Genomic DNA, 14,387 nt, shown 5'->3' on the forward strand with positions numbered 1-14,387 from the left:
GGGCTGCATGACCTTGTGGCGGGGATTGTCTTTTTCGCAGGGGGCGACAAAGACCGGCTGGAGAGCGCGATGCTGTGCCCTCTTGGGCGATGCGGCATTCTCAAAAAGCCCGTGAAGTTTTTTTGAGATAGCTTTATTTAGCCTGAGGAGTATGTCTATGCGGTATATCAAAGTATTTTTGCTCGCCATTCTCTTTTTCCTCGCCCTTGTGTTCTTTTTTCAGAACCAGGGTGCGCTCTCCCAGAGCATGGTGCTCACGCTCAACCTGTTCTTTATTCCCGCCATGTCTTCCATCGCCCTGCCCTTTTATTTTCTGGTTATCGCGGCCTTCGCCTGTGGCGCCTTGATGACTCTGGGCTTTCTGGTGTGGGACAAGGTCAATCTGACTGCCCGCCTGATGAAGCAGAAATGGCAGATCAGCAGCCTTGAGCGCGAACTGGAAAAGACCAAGAAAAAGCTTGGCGCAGACACAGCCCGTGCGCAGTTCTTGAGCAAGAACGGCAAGGCCGAAGCCCAGCCCGCTCCTGTGGCCCCCGCTGCCGCAACTGCTGTTGCCGCCGAAGAATCACTGGTTCCGGATCCTGACAAGCAGCACTAGACGTTTCGCAATCCGCTTTGTGGCGCTGTTCGGCTGAGGGTCTGGGCAGCGCCACAATTTTTTTATGGCTGCGGTAAGCCGCAACCGTCACCATCACACCAAGAATTATTATGTCAGAAGCCCCCGTAAAACTGACTCCCATGTTTGAACAGTACATGGGCATCAAGGCCGAACACCCCGATGCCCTGCTGTTCTACCGTATGGGCGACTTTTATGAACTGTTTCTTGAAGACGCCAAGGTTGCGGCCCGTGAACTTCAGATTGCCCTCACCAGCCGCAGCAGGGACGCAGAAAACCCCATCCCAATGTGCGGCGTGCCGTGGCATGCGGTGGAGGGCTACGTGGCCCAGCTCATCGACAAGGGCTACCACGTTGCCATCTGCGACCAGACAGAAGACCCAAAGGCCGCCAAGGGGCTGGTCAAAAGGGCCGTTACGCGCGTTATCACGCCAGGCACAGTGCTGGAAGACGCCAACCTCGCCAGCAAGAGCCATAACTTTTTGGGTGCGCTGTGCCCTTCCGCCTCGGGGGGGGCTGGCGGCCTTGCCTGGGCAGATATTTCCACGGGTCAGTGGTCAGGCGTCGAGTTCAAGCGCGAGGCCGAACTGTGGCAGTGGGCGCAAAAACTCGCCCCGCGCGAGCTGCTGGTGCCGGAAGGGGTCGAGCCGCCCCAACGTTGCATTCTGGAAGGCATAAGGCTTGTGCGCATGCCTGCGCCCCAGTTTGACCTTAAGCGCGCCACAGAGCGCGTTATAGCCGCTCAGGGGGTACGCGAGGCAGGTGCTCTTGGGCTGGAAGGCAAGCCGGAACTCATGCGGGCTTGCGGCGCGCTGCTGGTTTATCTGAGCCAGACGCAGATGCGCAACCCCGACCACCTCATGCCCTTTGCCCCCCTTGATCTTGGCCGCCGTCTGCTCATTGACGATGTGACCGAGCGTAACCTTGAAATTTTCTGCCGTCTCAATGGCCGCAAGGGCAAGGGCACCCTGCGCCATGTGCTGGACGACACCATGACTCCCATGGGCGGCAGGCTGCTTGAAGACATGCTCCGCCACCCCTGGCGCGAGCTTGGCCCCATCACCCGCGTTCAGGACGCGGTGGCCTTTTTTCATGCGGACGATGCCCGCCGCGCCGCACTGCGCGAGGCTTTGAAAAATGTCTACGATCTGGAGCGCCTCTCCACGCGCATCAGCCTGAATCAGGGCGCGCCGCGTGATTTTATTGCCCTGCGCAACAGCCTTGCGGCCCTGCCGGATGTGTATGCCGCCCTGCAAGCGGCTGGAACGCCTTCCGGAGCGAACTCTGACACAACTTCCGCTCCTGCGGGTCAGATGCCCAAGAGCGTTGCCGATGTGGTCAAGTCGTGGGACAACATGCAAGACTGCGCGGCCCTGCTGCAAAGCGCCCTCGTGGACAGCCCCCCTGCGGTCATTACCGAGGGCGGCCTGTTCAAAACCGGCTATAATGCGGAACTTGACCGCCTGCTTGATCTGGCGGAACATGGCGAACAGAAACTCCAGAACATGCTGGCCGAGGAACAGGAAAAAACGGGCATCAGCAAGCTCAAGCTGGGCTTTAACCGTGTGTTCGGCTATTATTACGAGCTTACGCGCGCGGCCCACAGCGGCCCTGCGCCCTTCCATTTTATCCGCCGCCAGAGCCTTGCCAATGCCGAGCGCTTCACCACTGTGGAGCTGAAAGAGCTTGAAGAAGAGCTTCTCTCTGCCGCAGACAAGCGCAAGACGCTGGAATACTCGCTGTTTCAGGATTTGCGCACCCACATGGCCGCCCAGCGCGAACGCATCATCCACGCGGCGGATATGGTTGCCCAGCTCGATTACTGGCAGAGCCTTGCGCAGGTGGGCCGCACCAACAACTGGTGCAGGCCGGAGCTTGACGCGGAGGCCAATCTGGACATCCGCGAAGGGCGGCATCCTGTGGTTGAAGCCATGCTTGGCCGCGCCAACTTTGTGCCCAACGACTTTCGCCTTGATGCCGGTCGCCGCCTGTGCCTGCTCACAGGCCCCAACATGGCGGGTAAATCCACCGTGCTGCGGCAAGTTGCCATCATCAGCCTGCTGGCGCAGATGGGTTCCATGGTTCCTGCCAGCGCCGCCCGCCTTGGGCTGGTAGACCGACTGTTTTCGCGCGTGGGCGCATCAGACAACCTCGCCCAGGGCCAGAGTACCTTTATGGTGGAAATGATGGAAACGGCCCGCATTCTGCGTCAGGCCACCCGCCGCAGCCTTGTGATTCTGGACGAAATTGGCCGTGGTACCAGCACCTATGACGGCGTTGCCCTGGCCTGGGCCGTGGTGGAAGACCTCGCAAAGCGGGCTGGCGGCGACCTGCGCACCCTCTTTGCCACCCACTACCACGAACTGACCGCGCTGGAAGGCCGCATTGCGGGCGTGTTCACCATGAACATCGCCATCCGCGAATACAACAACGACATTCTCTTTCTGCACAAGCTGGTTCCCGGCCCTTCGGACCGCAGCTACGGCGTGGAGGTGGCCCGCCTTGCGGGTGTGCCCGGCCCCGTGGTGCAGCGGGCCAGAGCCATTTTGCAGGGGCTTGAGCGTGGGCGCGACAACGCCAGAAAAACCGTGGTTTCTGCGGTGTCTCTGCCGGGCCTGAGTCTGCCGGAGCCAGCAAAAAAAGAGCCGGAACTGCCGGAAATTGCCGCTGCGCCGCCGCGCTCGGAACACCCGCTTGTTCTGCTGCTGCGCGAGCTTAATCCTGACGAACTCAGCCCGCTGGACGCCCTGCGCCTGCTTATGGAATGGAAAAAACTGTGGAGCGACAGCCCGGAATCTGCCCCGCAAACAGACGCCTTGCCGCCGGACGAGGATGCCCATGAGTGACGCCAATCCCTGGTCTGTCATCCAGCTTGTGGCGGAACGCCGCATTGAGGAAGCCCTGTCGCAGGGGGCCTTTGACAATCTGCCCGGCGCTGGCAAACCTCTTGAAATTGAAGACCTGAGCCATGTGCCGGAAGATATGCGCATGGCCTACAAGATACTGCGCAATGCTGGCTGCCTGCCGCCGGAGCTTGAGGAGCGCAAGGAACTGAACAGGCTTGTTGATCTGCTGGAGCAGTGCGAGGACGAGCAGGAACGAGTGCGCCAGATGCAAAGGGTGCGCTTTATGGTCACGCGGGCCAAAATGCGCTTTCAGCGGCCCATGCAGATTGAGCAGGACGATCCCTATTACGACCGCCTGCTGGACAGGCTGTCCGCCAATCCACGCAAGGCAGGCTGATATCGGCGGCAAGGGACATTCACCTGACCCCACAAAAAGCACAATGGCCGGGAACATCCCGGCCATTTTTTTGCATTAAATCTGCAAGCCCGTTTCTACCACAAAAATAAAACTTCCCATGACCTGCCCTAGTACAGGTCAGAATCCGCCGGCATTCTTTCCCAGTAAATACGGCCCTTTTTGCGATACTTGCGCAGCAGCACATAGACGCTGCCCGGGCCTCCATCGTGCGGCTGGGCTGTGCAGAAGGCCAGCACCACCCGCTTGAAGGGATCCTGCGTCAGCCAGCTTTGCAGCTTTTCGCGCAGAACGCCCATGCCGTCAGGCGAATTGCGCCCACGGCCCGGCACCACCAGCACCGTGCGCAGGCCCTTGTACCAGCTTCCCTTAAAAAAACCGCGCAGAGCTTCAAATGCCTGCATCGCATTGAGGCCGTGCAGGTCAAGATGGGCCTCCGGGCTGAGGCCACCAGCGCGGAGCTTGTTCAAAATCATCTGATCAAGGCCAACCACATGGCCCTCGAGGTATTCGTCAGAGAACGTCAGCGCAAACTCCAGCTTGCCATCCATGAAATCCTGAAGGCTCAGCTCGCCGTGAGGCGGTGGCGTTGCCGGGGCAGGAGCCGGGGCAACATCACGCCCGCCGCCAGTGAGGGGGCTTACCGTGCCCATGGCGGCAAGAAAGGCCGCAGCTTCGTCATCGTCCTCATGCTGAACGGGGCCAGATGCGGCGCTGGCAGGAGCCGCCTTGCCAGATGACGCCGTGCCAGGTGACGCATGGGCGCTCGGCGTCTGGGCCGCTCCCGGAGATGCCCCCACGGGTTTGCCAGCATACGGCGTTGTGCCCTTGGCCCTATTTTTTTTACCCTTGCTGCGTTCTTCAGCCAGTGCATCGGCCATGCTGGTCAAGGCACCTCGTTCTTCCAGCGAAAAACCCGGATTTGCAGCCTTGCGGCTGTTTTTGGCAGGGGTCACGCTGCTCACGGCGTTCAAAAACAGATCGCAGTCTTCATCCGAAACTTCAGCAACCAGCGTAGTGCCAGCAGACGCTATCACGCGTTTGCCCTTGCCTTGCCCGTGGCGCGTAGGTTTGCGCTCATTGCTGCCGTTTTTTTGCTTTTCGGGAAATTTTTTTGCGTTGAGCGCGCGGAACGGATTTGCCCCAAAGGCGTCTGCGTCAGACATAACGGCTCCACTCATAAGGTATGCGAATAAAAAAAGCCGCAGCACAGGCCGCGGCTTTAGCAGTAAAACAGGTGCTGCGCTTATTGAGCCGCAGGCACCGGGGCCTTCTGCTCGGCAGGAGCAGCGGGAACCACAGGAGCCGGGGTCGCTTCCGCTCCGGGCGTAACAGCCGGGGCGGCGGGCCTGGGAGCAGCAGGCTCTTCAATCTTCACGTCAAGAATCGTAGACTGACTGGAAGGACGCGAGCTTGTCACGAGGGTGTAGCTGAGCGACGTGATAACAAAAATCACGGCCATCAGGGCAGTCAGTTTGGCAAGAATGCCGCCTGCGCCGCCGCTGCCGAACACAGAGCTGTTGCCACCGCCAAAAATCACGCCCATGCCTTCCTTGCCCGCCTGAAGCAGCACAAGAATAACCAGCAACACGCACACAATGATATGCAGCGTAAGAATGAGAGTCTGCACGAATTCCTCCTCGCCGTCCGGCCACTGCCCGATGGCGCGCCCGAAGTGGGGTTAGGCCCCGATAATTTGTAAGAAGCTTTGCGCTTCTAAAGACGCTCCACCTACCAGAAGGCCATCCACATTGTCAAGGGCCATAAGCCCTGCGGCATTGTTTGGCTTAACGCTGCCGCCATAAAGGATGGGCAGCTTGTCTGCGGTTTCACCCACAAGTTTTTTCAGCAAGGCCCGCGTGACGGCGTGGGCATCGAGCACTTCTTCCGGCCCAGCAACCTTGCCCGTGCCAATGGCCCACACAGGCTCGTAGCCAATGGCAAGCTTGCCCACAAGGGCAGCGCCGCGAAGGCTCTCGGGCATGGCCGAAAAAACAGCGGCAAGCTGGCGCTCAAGCACGGCGTTCAGCTTGCCAGCTTCGCGCTCGTCAAGGGTTTCGCCAATGCAGAACAGCACCTTGAGGCCGTGCTCAAGGGCAAAAATTGTTTTGCGGGCCACCAGGGCATCGTCCTCTCCCATGATGTGCCGCCGCTCGGAATGCCCGGTCAGCACCCAGCTTGCGCCAGCATCAAGCAGCATGGCGGGCGAAGTTTCGCCAGTAAAAGCCCCTTCTTCTGCGGGATAGCAGTTCTGCCCGCCCGCCGAAAGCGCCGCCACGCCTTTAAAAGCGTCCGCCACGCAGCTTATGGACGTAAAGGGCGCAAAAACAACCACATCCTGCCCCGCAGGCATATGCCCGAGGCCTTTGGCCAGATCGCTTGCGCTTTGGGCAGCCTGTGCGCGGGTTTTATACATCTTCCAGTTGGCGGCAAATATTTTTTGCATGGCGTCCTCAAGGATCAGATGGAACAAAGATAAATGAGCGCGTCTTCGCCAGTATCGGTATAATACTTTTTGCGCACGCCCTCTCGCTTGAAGCCGCAACTCTCATACAGACAAATAGCGGGCCTGTTGCCCACTCTGACTTCAAGCAAGATTTTGTTTATAGCCATTTTACGCGCAAGGCGCAAGACCACGCCCAATATACGCCGCCCGTGGCCTCTGCGGCGCTCATCCGGCAAAACTGCAAGATTGAGTATTTCCAGTTCATCCAGCGTGTGATATACTGATATATAGCCAATCAGCGCCTCATGCCGAAACATTCCCAGTGCCGAAAAAGCCTTTTGCCCAAAGGCGGCAGCGCACTGCTCTTCTGACCAGGGCAGAGGAAAACACTGGCGCTCAATCTCGTACATAGCGGCGGCATGCTGCGGCCCAAGCATCTGAAGGCGTTCGTCCCGCACTGTGGAAGCATTCATGAAAATCAGCCTTTATCCTTCATTAGGCAACTCTCCTGACTTGCAGGAGGTTGTGGATCACAACAATGTACCACTGTGCATCATGCGCGGCGAGGACATACTGAGGCAGAACCTGCGCCACCGGGCAGTGGGCCTGCTTGTGCGCGACCGCCTTGGCCGCGCCCTGCTGACGCACCGCCCTGGCCTTGGCTGGGGATTTTCGTCCTTCGGGCGGCTGCCCGCCGGGCAATCAAGCGAGCACAAGGCGCAGGAGCTGTTTAGAAACGACTGGAACCACGAGGGGCGCATTTTGGCGCTCGGCGTTTCCCCGCCGGGGCCGGACAATTTCAACGCCTTTGTGGCGCTGTATGAAGGCCGCATGCCCGCCTCGCTGGCTGCCACCGCCGTGCGTGACCCGGATCAGCACATGCTGGTCGATTATGACGAACTGCGGGGCCTAGGCGTACACTTTGGCGAACTGCTTTCGCCCTTTTTGCGGCAGGCGGTGCAGGCTGGCCTTGTGCGCCCGCGCTGAGCTGCTTCACACGCCCTCAATTTACCCGTAAAAAGCCTGCCAGTTGAAAAACCTGCCCGGCAGGAGCGTAACTCGCTGGGCCTGCGCACACTTCGTGAACGCTCTGCTCAGGCCGTGCCACGCTGTGTTCTTATACGGCCGTGGGGCCAAGCAGATCAACAGCCTCCTGATGCACCAGCCCGTTGGAGGCCATGAGCACATCGCCAAAATGCAGGGCCTCGCCGCGCAAATTGGTCACCCTGCCCCCGGCTTCTTCCACCAGCAGCAGGCCAGCGGCAAAATCCCAGGGCTTCAGGCCTTCTTCATAAAACATATCCAGCCTGCCGCAGGCCACATAGGCCATATCCACCGCCGCCGCGCCTATGCGCCGCAGGCCCTGGCTTTTGGGCAGCACAAGGGAAAGGCGTTCCAGTATTCTGTCGAGTCGCCCGCTAAAGTCATAGGGAAAGCCCGTGGCCACCAGCGCATCTCCAAGGGTTTCCGCCTTGCTCACGCTTATGGGCGCGCCGTTGAGGTACGCGCCCTGCCCGCGCTGCGCGCTGAAGCATTCGTTCATCATGGGAATGTTGACCACGCCAAGCTCCACATGATCCTTGTTCCAGAGCGCTACCGAGGTAGCAACCTGCGGGATGCGGTGCACAAAATTGGTAGTGCCGTCCACAGGGTCGATGATCCAGCACAGGCCGTCCGGTTCCTTCTCGCTCTCGCTGCTTTCCTCTGCCATAAAGGCGGCGCCGGGCACAAGGTTTGCCAGTTTTTCCTTCAAAAAGGCTTCCACAGCCAGGTCGGTCTGCGTGACCAGATCAATGCGCCCCTTGTGCCGCACATTGCTGGGCTTTGCCCAGTGTTCACGCACGATGTCGCCGCTCTGGCGCACAATTTCCAGACATCCCTGCAAAATATCCTGTGATGCAAACATGGCTATCCCTTTGTGCGCAAGGCTGTGTATACCACGCACAGACGCCGCAGGGCTGGTCGCCCCGCAGCAGATATTGTTTTGACAGATGGATTTCGCAACCTCCCGGCAAGAGGCGCGGGGCGCAGCTAGTTAATGAAGACCGAGTGGTAGAGTTGACGGTCAAGCATGGCGCGGGCCGTACCGCGCAGCACGGTGGTCAGTGGGTCTTTGTCCACAAAAACCTTGAGGCGCGTTTCTCTGGCGATAAACTGATCCAGCCCCTTGAGCAGCGAACCGCCGCCCGCCATGAGCATGCCGTTGCGGTAAATATCCGCAGCCAGTTCAGGCGGCGTTTTTTCCAGGGCGCGCATTACTGCGCCAAGGATTGCCAGCACAGGCTCGCGCAGGGCTTCGCGCACATGGCCTTCCGTAACCTTGACCACACGTGGCGCGCCGCGCACCAGATCCTTGCCCGAAACTTCGAGCACCGGCGCATTGGGAATGGGCATGGCGGAACCAAGAATTTTCTTCACGTTTTCCGCAGTATTGTCACCAACTTCCATGCGGAAAACATCGCGCATATAGCGTTGCACGGCCATATTCATGGCATCGCCCGCCACGCGCACAGACTGCGCATTGGCAATGCCCGCCATGGTGATAACAGCCACCTCGCTTGTGCCGCCGCCAATGTCGAGCACCAGATTGCCCAGAGGCTCGTGAATGGGCAGGTCTGCGCCAATTGCCGCGGCCATTGGCTCCTCGACCATAGCCACATCGGCAGCACCAGCCAGAATGGCCGAATCAATGACCGCGCGTTTTTCCACCTGGGTGATGCCCGTTGGAATGCAGATGACCATGGAGGGCTTGACCAGCCGCAGCCCGGTAATGGCCTTGCGCACAAAGTAGGAGATCATTTCGCGGGTGATGTCGAAGTCGGCGATGACGCCGTCCTTCATGGGGCGCACGGCCTTGATGCGCTGGGGAGTGCGGCCCAGATATTCCTTGGCTGAAGCGCCTACGGCGAGAACAGAATTCTTGTGCGTGTCTATGGCCACCACCGATGGTTCATTGATCACAATGCCATCCGCCCTGGTGTAAAGCAGGGTGTTGGCAGTGCCAAGATCCATGGCAATGTCTTTTGACAAGAATCTGAAGAAACGCCGTAACATCATGTTTAGTATTCTTTTGTTGGCGGAATGGGCGCAGTGTCGGGGTCATAGGCCTGGGGGCCGTCGTTGTGCACCCGTGCTCGGGGCAACATGGTTCTGAGCCGCATTTTGAGATACAGATTTTCCAGGAACAGGGCCAGATGATCCACAGACTGACGCACAAAACTGCGCAGGGATTCGTCTATCTGGCGGGGATTGGTGTGCGCAAGGCAAAGGACGCCGCGCGTGCTCTTGTTGACCATAACCGGCATGCAGATGGCAGCCTGAAAATCGGGCATATCCGGTAGTTTGCCAAACAGCACAGTGGCGGGCGCGCCTTCGACGCCTTCAGCGATCACCGGCTGATCGTTGCGGAAAACCCAGCCTGTTATGCCGCTGCCCATGGGCAGGATAAGCGGTTCTTCGCCGGTCAGCAGCAGGCGGGCTGATTCGCTTTCAACGCAATATGTTTCGCCCGGTTCGTCCACCGAGGCAAAGGCGCAGTAGTCAAAACCCGTGGCTTCAACCATGATGCGCAGGTAGTTTTGCAAAAACTGGGGCCAGCGCTTGTAACGAAAGCGCAGATCCTGAATAACGGATAATTCCGCAAAATAACGCGGAATATCCCCGGCAAGCTCCTGCCGCCCCGTGGAACCCTGCTGGCGCGAGATCAGTTCTGCAAACATTTGCAGGATCTTGTGGTCTTTGTCTGAAAAAGAGTACTGCCGCTTGCTGTCAACGCAGAGCGCGCCGCCAGTGGGCACAGGGCAGCCCATAAAGGCCTTGATATTGGCCTCTTCGCCACCGGTGTAGTAGCCAAGGTTGCTCTGGCGCTGATCAAAATTCGGCACAAGCAGAGGTTGCCGGTTACGAACAATCCAGCCGACAAGGCCCTTGCCGGGCAGCACCGATGCGTTGGACGCTATCCTTTCACCCAGGCTGAAGGCAGCCGCAAGGTGGTGCGCTTCGCCTTCTTCATCAGGCAGAAAAAGGACTACGGAATAAGCGTCAAAAACGCTGCAAACGATGCTCAGAATATGCTTTTCAACAGAGTTGGCGGTCATGGGCACATGGGGTTGAGGTGATGCCGCCCACAGGCGTGACGGCTCTCGGGTAACGCATTTCTTGTAGCAAAGGGCCTGCGCCGCCGCAACTTCTTTTGCGCTGCTCGTGCTCATTGTTCCGGTGCCGAGGCCTTTGCCGGCAGCGCCTGCACCCCTGATATCGGGCTTGGCAGCCCCGGTTGATGCCGTTTTTCGGGGAACCTGCATCATTCCCACTGGAAAATATTCTGAAAAGCAGGTAGTAAATAACAAATTTCTATAAGGGATGTGCGGATGATTAAATGGCAAGAGGTATTCAGCAAGGACGGTCTGCCCTGGCAGGACGCTACCCAGTTGTCCTCTTCGATTGCCGTAAGCGATTTGCCGCAGCTCAAGAAAATGCTCGACGCCGTGCATATCCGCCTGTGTCTTGTCAAACCCTATCAGGAAAACAAGAACTACCCCCTTGTGGAAGCGCGCGAGCTTTTGCCCTCGTTTGACAACGACATGTTTGAATACAAAGAGCTGCCCGGCTTTGCCATGGTGGCCTTTGCCCGCCAGCTCGACTATTTTTCAGAAATTTTTCAGTTCGACCGCCTGCACCCCGTAATTACCGAAGGCGACGGCGCATGCTGCCCGCTGGAAAATCAGGTCATGGTGCAGAACCTGCAAACCCTGGCCTCGCGGCTGCCGCGTGTGCATCAGGATATTTTTCGCCAGCAGTTCCGCTCGACAGACACGGTTGTGCTCGAAACCTACCCTGCCCTCATGCCCTACCTGCTCAGCATGGACAGGGCGCACGTGCTGGCCTGGGGCGCGGACAAGCAGTTTCATCTGGCCGGGATATTCGCTTCCTTTCCTTCGGATATCGACAGCGAACTGAAGCGTTTTGGCATCCGCATCGGCAAGTTCGTATATGGCGACAGCGATATTTACGAACGCAACCGCATGTTTGTGTACCAGTACCTCATGGAGCTTTACGGCTTCCCCATAGTTTCAGAGCGCCGCACCTCGAGCGCGCTTTTTGCCCGCAAGCTGCACAAGATGGGCGAGCGTTTTTTGCTGCGCGTGCTGGGGCAGACGGACAGAACCATTACCACCTACATGGCCAATGGCGAAAACACGCGCTACCCCCTGCTGGAAAAAGTGGCCCTTGTGGCTGTGGACGCCGATCAGGACGAAGCGCTGAGCGCCATTGACCGCGATGGATTTTTTCTGGACAAGCCGCGCCGGGTGGTCATTCTGCGCATCAAATACCGCCAGCACACCTTTGACGCCAGCAACGTGCGGCAGGACCGCGCCCTCTCCGTGGTGGCGCAGGAGGTGCTGCACCCCATTACGGGCGAAGCGCTCACAGGGCTTAACATCATCAAGGACACCTCCAACATGTTCCTGCGCCTCAACGACATTGTGCGCGGCGAATACACGGGGCGCATCATCTACAAGCGCACCGAGGTGGTGGAAAACACGGGCACGCACGAAAAGCGGCTCAAATTCCTCTATAGCTGGCTGACAAAGCATCAGCGCCGCATGATCAGCTACAGTGATGAATTTTTCTCCAATGTAAGCAAGGTGTTGACCAACTACCTCTTTTCGCCAGACAATGACGAGGCCTTTGAAAACCTGCGCGAACTGTATCAGGAAGTCTGCACCCGGTTCAGCTACATCCAGCAGGCCCGGCGCGTGCGCATACTGGAAGACCTGTGCCAGCGCACCTTCAAGGGCGCGCGCATCACCTACCAACAGATGTTCCGCGAGGCCCTGAACCTGCTCAACGAGCTGAAGTTTGAGATCGTCAGTTTCTTCCCCGGCCTGGTTGACGCCGTGATAGACTGTGTGGAAAGAATCCTGCGCGACAGTTATCTGCAACGCAAATACGTTGAACCGCCGGAAGACACCCTTACCCCGGCTGGTCAGGAAATCCGTAAAAATTACAGACGTCTTGTTTCATTGCAGGACGGGTTCAAGGCTGTGCGCAAGGCGCGCAGCGGCAAGGAAAACGTGGTGGCATGAGCGTACCGTTTTTTTATCTGGCCCCTGAACACTGGGGCGATACACCTCTTCTTGAAGGGCAGGAAGCCCGGCATCTGGGGCAGGTTCTGCGCGCGGAATCCGGCACCGAAGTGGGGCTTCTCGATGGCCGGGGCCGCTCGGGCATATTTGTGGTGTGCAAGGTGGGCAAAAAAAACGTGCAGCTCCAGCGCGTTTCTGAAACTGTCACCCCTGCTCCGCATTCGCGGGCCATTGTGGCGCTGGCCTACAGCAAGGCCGTGCGGCGCGGCTTTTTTATGGAAAAGGCCGTGGAGCTTGGCGCGCACGGCGTATGGCTGTGGCAGGGCGACCACAGCCAGGGCAAACTTTCTGCCGCCGCAGAAGAAGCCTGCCTTGGGCAGATGATTGCCGGGGCAAAGCAGAGCGGCAACCCCTGGCTGCCCGAAGTGCGCGCCCTCTCGGGCGGCGTGGACCAGCTCATCCATCTTTCGCACGCTGCCGACCACCGCATTCTGCCCTGGGAACTCCAGGACGGTGTGCACATGCTCACCCCGGAAATGGCGGGTCAGCCCGGCCTGACCGTCTATGTGATCGGCCCCGAAGGCGGCTTTTCGCAACGGGAACTGGCAGCCCTGAAAGCCGCCCACTTTACCGCCGTGAGCCTTGGCGCGCGCGTATTGCGCTGTGAGACAGCCGCAACGCTCTGTCTTGGCCTGCACTGGTGGGGTTCGCAGCTTTACGGCAAGCCCGATGCCGCCCAAGGGAGCGGACAGTGACCGTAAGCAAGCCGCTGCCGGAGCGCATGCGGCCCGATGATCTGGCGCTTTTTCTTGGTCAGACCCATCTTGGCGACCGCCTGCGCTCACTTATGAAGTCCGGGCGTTTGCCCAGCCTGCTGTTTTTCGGCCCGCCCGGCTGCGGCAAATCAACCCTTGCCCTGCTACTGGCCAAATCATCCGGCAAGCCCTATCTGCGCTTGAGCGCGCCCGAAGCTGGCTTGCAGCACCTGCGGCGCTCGCTCACAGGTGTGGAAATTCTTGTGCTGGACGAACTGCACCGCTTTTCCAAGGCGCAGCAGGACTTTTTTTTGCCGCTGGTGGAATCGGGCGAACTGACCCTGCTTGCCACAACCACGGAAAATCCCTCGTTCAGCGTCACGCGGCAGTTGCTTTCGCGCCTGCACGTGCTGCGGCTGCGGCCCCTGGGCCGCCCTGAGCTTATGGAGCTTGCCCGGCGCGGCGCAAAAGACATGCAGCTTGAAATGACAGATGATGTGGCCGACCTGTTGGCCGGGGTTTCGCACGGCGATGCCCGCACCCTGCTGAATCTTGTGGAATATGTGGGCGCCCTGCCGGAAGATAGGCGCGATCTGGAGCATATCAAGGCGGCGCTGCCCGAGGTGCTCATCCGCCACGACAAGGATGGCGACAACCACTACGAACTGGCCTCGGCGCTCATCAAGTCCATTCGCGGCAGCGATGTGGATGCGGCCCTGTACTATCTGGCCTGTTTGCTTGAAGGCGGCGAAGACCCGCGCTTTGTATGCCGCCGCCTGATACTCTCCGCCTCCGAGGATGTGGGGCTTGCCGACCCGGACGCTCTGGGGCTGGCCGTGGCCTGTCAGCAGGCCGTGGAATTTGTGGGCATGCCGGAAGGCTTTATTCCGCTGGCGGAAACCGTCACCTATCTGGCACTTGCAAAAAAGAGCAACGCTTCATACGCGGCCTATCTCAACGCCGCCCGCGAGGTCAAACTCAACGGGACGCGCCCGGTGCCGCTGCATCTGCGCAATCCTTCTACCCAGTTGCACAAGGAATGGGGCTACGGCAAGGAATACAAGTACCCCCACAACTACCCGGAATCGTGGATCGAGCAGTCATACCTGCCGACAGAACTGGAAGGACGCAGGTTCTACCAGCCGCGCGACAACGGCGAAGAACCGCGCCTCAGCCAGTGGTGGCGCAAACTGCATAAAATCAAAAAAACGGACGAATAG

At 59.1% G+C, this 14,387-nt stretch carries 14 protein-coding genes; 7 read left to right on the forward strand and 7 right to left on the reverse strand.

All coding sequences use genetic code 11. The features are described 5' to 3' along the window. Positions 1-157 precede the first annotated feature (157 nt). The 3 genes from ACUZ9Q_RS07735 (at position 158) to ACUZ9Q_RS07745 (ending at position 3,859) form a co-directional block, all read left to right on the forward strand. Entirely contained in the window at positions 158-598 is a 441-nt protein-coding gene (locus ACUZ9Q_RS07735) for a LapA family protein (RefSeq protein ID WP_192111866.1), read from the forward strand. A gap of 110 nt (positions 599-708) precedes the next feature. Then, a complete protein-coding gene (gene mutS, locus ACUZ9Q_RS07740) occupies positions 709-3,462 on the forward strand; it encodes a DNA mismatch repair protein MutS (RefSeq protein ID WP_192111867.1) in 2,754 nt (917 codons plus the stop codon). Beyond that, positions 3,455-3,859: a DnaJ family domain-containing protein gene (locus tag ACUZ9Q_RS07745; protein ID WP_192111868.1), complete on the forward strand. Its 405-nt coding sequence runs from the start codon at positions 3,455-3,457 to the stop codon at positions 3,857-3,859. The genes mutS and ACUZ9Q_RS07745 overlap by 8 nt, the downstream gene beginning before the upstream one ends. A gap of 128 nt (positions 3,860-3,987) precedes the next feature. Here ACUZ9Q_RS07745 and ACUZ9Q_RS07750 read toward each other — a convergent pair whose 3' ends face one another. The 4 genes from ACUZ9Q_RS07750 to rimI all read right to left on the reverse strand — a co-directional run bounded on the left by ACUZ9Q_RS07750 (position 3,988) and on the right by rimI (position 6,796). Further along, complete coding sequence (locus ACUZ9Q_RS07750; RefSeq protein ID WP_449247647.1) at positions 3,988-5,043, reverse strand: Smr/MutS family protein; 1,056 nt, start codon at positions 5,041-5,043, stop codon at positions 3,988-3,990. 80 nt (positions 5,044-5,123) lie between these two features. Next, positions 5,124-5,507, reverse strand: a complete 384-nt coding sequence (secG, locus tag ACUZ9Q_RS07755) for a preprotein translocase subunit SecG (RefSeq protein WP_449247648.1) — start codon at positions 5,505-5,507, stop codon at positions 5,124-5,126. 51 nt (positions 5,508-5,558) lie between these two features. Further along, complete coding sequence (gene tpiA, locus ACUZ9Q_RS07760) at positions 5,559-6,323, reverse strand: triose-phosphate isomerase (protein WP_297144411.1); 765 nt, start codon at positions 6,321-6,323, stop codon at positions 5,559-5,561. Between the two features lie 14 nt (positions 6,324-6,337). Next, positions 6,338-6,796, reverse strand: coding sequence for a ribosomal protein S18-alanine N-acetyltransferase (gene rimI / locus ACUZ9Q_RS07765; RefSeq protein ID WP_225529810.1), 459 nt, complete (start codon positions 6,794-6,796; stop codon positions 6,338-6,340). Between rimI and ACUZ9Q_RS07770 the strand changes: the two genes are divergently transcribed. Further along, complete coding sequence (locus tag ACUZ9Q_RS07770) at positions 6,795-7,310, forward strand: NUDIX hydrolase (protein ID WP_215647907.1); 516 nt, start codon at positions 6,795-6,797, stop codon at positions 7,308-7,310. The genes rimI and ACUZ9Q_RS07770 overlap by 2 nt on opposite strands. Positions 7,311-7,440: 130 nt before the next feature. Here the strand turns inward: ACUZ9Q_RS07770 and ACUZ9Q_RS07775 are convergent, their stop codons facing one another. From ACUZ9Q_RS07775 to ACUZ9Q_RS07785, 3 genes are all read right to left on the reverse strand, one after another. Beyond that, the gene (locus tag ACUZ9Q_RS07775; protein WP_215647906.1) at positions 7,441-8,229 is read right to left on the reverse strand and encodes an inositol monophosphatase family protein; all 789 of its coding nucleotides are present in this window, start codon (positions 8,227-8,229) and stop codon (positions 7,441-7,443) included. A gap of 125 nt (positions 8,230-8,354) precedes the next feature. Beyond that, positions 8,355-9,380, reverse strand: a complete 1,026-nt coding sequence (gene mreB, locus ACUZ9Q_RS07780) for a rod shape-determining protein (protein WP_215647905.1) — start codon at positions 9,378-9,380, stop codon at positions 8,355-8,357. 2 nt (positions 9,381-9,382) lie between these two features. Next, complete coding sequence (locus tag ACUZ9Q_RS07785) at positions 9,383-10,534, reverse strand: GAF domain-containing protein (protein WP_225529811.1); 1,152 nt, start codon at positions 10,532-10,534, stop codon at positions 9,383-9,385. 159 nt (positions 10,535-10,693) lie between these two features. Here ACUZ9Q_RS07785 and ACUZ9Q_RS07790 point away from each other — a divergent pair, with 159 nt between their 5' ends. From ACUZ9Q_RS07790 to ACUZ9Q_RS07800, 3 genes are read left to right on the forward strand one after another with little or no spacing between them, the layout of a single operon-like run. Then, positions 10,694-12,412, forward strand: a complete 1,719-nt coding sequence (locus ACUZ9Q_RS07790) for a hypothetical protein (protein ID WP_192111875.1) — start codon at positions 10,694-10,696, stop codon at positions 12,410-12,412. Further along, positions 12,409-13,167 carry a 16S rRNA (uracil(1498)-N(3))-methyltransferase gene (locus tag ACUZ9Q_RS07795; RefSeq protein WP_192111876.1) on the forward strand — a complete coding sequence of 253 codons (759 nt, stop codon included), beginning with the start codon at positions 12,409-12,411 and terminating at the stop codon, positions 13,165-13,167. The genes ACUZ9Q_RS07790 and ACUZ9Q_RS07795 overlap by 4 nt, the downstream gene beginning before the upstream one ends. Beyond that, positions 13,164-14,387 carry a replication-associated recombination protein A gene (locus ACUZ9Q_RS07800; RefSeq protein ID WP_215647903.1) on the forward strand — a complete coding sequence of 408 codons (1,224 nt, stop codon included), beginning with the start codon at positions 13,164-13,166 and terminating at the stop codon, positions 14,385-14,387. Before ACUZ9Q_RS07795 ends, ACUZ9Q_RS07800 begins: the two co-directional genes overlap by 4 nt.

The sequence above is a fragment of the Desulfovibrio desulfopostgatei genome (assembly GCF_053570645.1).

Excerpts from the sequence above, each read along its gene's own strand:
- ACUZ9Q_RS07790 (WP_192111875.1), top strand. The coding sequence starts at position 10,694 with ATGATTAAATGGCAAGAGGTATTCAGCAAGGACGGTCTGCCCTGGCAG.
- ACUZ9Q_RS07795 (WP_192111876.1), top strand. The coding sequence starts at position 12,409 with ATGAGCGTACCGTTTTTTTATCTGGCCCCTGAACACTGGGGCGATACA.
- ACUZ9Q_RS07750 (WP_449247647.1), bottom strand. The coding sequence starts at position 5,043 with ATGTCTGACGCAGACGCCTTTGGGGCAAATCCGTTCCGCGCGCTCAAC.
- rimI (WP_225529810.1), bottom strand. The coding sequence starts at position 6,796 with ATGAATGCTTCCACAGTGCGGGACGAACGCCTTCAGATGCTTGGGCCG.
- ACUZ9Q_RS07775 (WP_215647906.1), bottom strand. The coding sequence starts at position 8,229 with ATGTTTGCATCACAGGATATTTTGCAGGGATGTCTGGAAATTGTGCGC.
- ACUZ9Q_RS07770 (WP_215647907.1), top strand. The coding sequence starts at position 6,795 with ATGAAAATCAGCCTTTATCCTTCATTAGGCAACTCTCCTGACTTGCAG.
- mutS (WP_192111867.1), top strand. The coding sequence starts at position 709 with ATGTCAGAAGCCCCCGTAAAACTGACTCCCATGTTTGAACAGTACATG.
- mreB (WP_215647905.1), bottom strand. The coding sequence starts at position 9,380 with ATGATGTTACGGCGTTTCTTCAGATTCTTGTCAAAAGACATTGCCATG.
- tpiA (WP_297144411.1), bottom strand. The coding sequence starts at position 6,323 with ATGCAAAAAATATTTGCCGCCAACTGGAAGATGTATAAAACCCGCGCA.
- ACUZ9Q_RS07745 (WP_192111868.1), top strand. The coding sequence starts at position 3,455 with ATGAGTGACGCCAATCCCTGGTCTGTCATCCAGCTTGTGGCGGAACGC.
- ACUZ9Q_RS07785 (WP_225529811.1), bottom strand. The coding sequence starts at position 10,534 with ATGAGCACGAGCAGCGCAAAAGAAGTTGCGGCGGCGCAGGCCCTTTGC.
- ACUZ9Q_RS07735 (WP_192111866.1), top strand. The coding sequence starts at position 158 with ATGCGGTATATCAAAGTATTTTTGCTCGCCATTCTCTTTTTCCTCGCC.